The 1,779-nt window shown below is 66.1% G+C and carries 2 pseudogenes; both read left to right on the top strand.

Annotated features, from left to right (window positions below):
- Positions 1-1,550 (top strand): annotated as a pseudogene (locus tag AQY21_RS06925) (conjugal transfer protein TrbE); the annotation flags it as partial.
- A 14-nt stretch (positions 1,551-1,564) separates the two neighbouring features.
- Positions 1,565-1,779, top strand: a pseudogene (locus AQY21_RS06920) (P-type conjugative transfer protein TrbJ); the annotation flags it as partial.

Below are 1,779 nucleotides of genomic sequence, written 5' to 3'. Positions count from 1 at the left end.
GGCTCGGCTCTCTGCCTGGCCACGCCTATGCCAATGTCCGGCAACCGCCGATCAGCACCCTGAACCTCGCCCATATGATTCCGCTCTCGGCACTCTGGGCCGGCGACGAGCGGGACGGCCATTTCGGCGCACCCCCGCTGCTTTACGGACGCACCGAAGGCGCGACGCCTTTTCGCTTTTCGCTGCATGTCGGCGATGTCGGCCATACGCTGGTCGTCGGACCGACCGGGGCGGGCAAATCGGTGTTGCTGGCGCTGATGGCGCTGCAGTTCCGCCGCTATGCGGGATCGCAGGTATTTGCCTTCGATTTCGGCGGCTCGATCCGCGCGGCGGCGCTGGCCATGGGCGGCGACTGGCACGATCTCAGCGGCGCGCTGAGCGATAATGCAGAGAGTTCCGTCTCGCTGCAGCCGCTGGCGCGCATCGATGAGACTGGCGAACGGGCATGGGCGGCGGACTGGATTGCGGCGATCCTGGGCCGCGAAGGCATCGCCATCACCCCGGAGGTAAAGGAACATCTCTGGACGGCGCTGACCTCGCTGGCCTCGGCTCCGGTCGAGGAACGCACCATCACCGGTCTGTCGGTGCTGCTGCAATCGAACGATCTGAAGCAGGCGCTGCGCCCCTATTGCATTGGCGGTCCCTATGGCCGGCTGCTCGACGCCGAGGTGGAACATCTCGGTTCGGCCTCGGTACAGGCCTTCGAGATCGAAGGACTGGTCGGCACCGGCGCGGCCCCTGCCGTGCTGTCCTATCTGTTCCACCGCATCGGCGACCGGCTGGACGGCCGCCCGACGCTGCTCATCATCGACGAGGGCTGGCTGGCCCTGGACGACGAGGGATTCTCGGGCCAGCTGCGCGAATGGCTGAAGACGCTTCGGAAGAAGAACGCCTCGGTGATTTTCGCCACCCAGTCTCTCAGCGATATCGACAATTCCGCCATCGCGCCGGCGATTATTGAGTCCTGCCCGACCCGGCTGCTGCTGCCCAACGAGCGGGCCGTCGAGCCGCAGATCACCGCGATCTATCGCCGCTTCGGTCTGAACGACCGCCAGATCGAGATCCTCGCCCGGGCGACGCCCAAGCGGGACTATTACTGCCAGTCCCGGCGCGGCAACCGGCTGTTCGAGCTGGGCCTCAGCGAGGTCGGACTCGCGCTTTGCGCCGCATCGGCCAAAGCCGATCAGTCCCGCATCGCGGCGATCTTCGCCGAGCATGGCCGCGACGGCTTTCTGGCCGCCTGGTTGCGCGACCGCGGCGTGGACTGGGCCGCCGAGCTGATCCCCGACCTCAGCAATCTGGTGCTGGAGGAAGAGCAAGGGCGTATCACCGAACCTTCCGGCCCTGAAGCAGTGGGTGCCGATCCTGCCACGACGGGACTCCCCGGAGGCGCTGCCACCGTCGATCCGGAGGTTCAATCAGTCGCTGCCGACGCCGGTTTGTCCGATGCCGCCAAACCAGAGACTGCGCCTGCAGCTGGTGGGAGCGATCCCGTCGACACCGAAGCAGCATCCATTTCCACAGAACCAGAAGAGGAGACCGCGCCATGACGCACAGACCATCCATGATCATCCGTTCCGTCAGCACCACGGCACTGGCCGTTGCGCTCGCCGTGCCGATGGCCTTGGCCCCTGTCCTCACGATACCCGCCCATGCCTTCTTCGGGGGTTTCGGCCGCATCGTCTACGACCCGACCAACCATGCCGAGAACCTGCTCACCGCGGCACGCACGCTGGAGCAGATCAACAACCAGATCGCCTCGCTGCAGAACGAGGCGCA

This window comes from Paracoccus sp. MKU1, assembly GCF_001447385.1.
Classification (GTDB): domain Bacteria; phylum Pseudomonadota; class Alphaproteobacteria; order Rhodobacterales; family Rhodobacteraceae; genus Paracoccus.
Note: the sequence above shows the minus strand (reverse complement) of the source record. Positions and strands in the feature narration are given on the sequence as shown.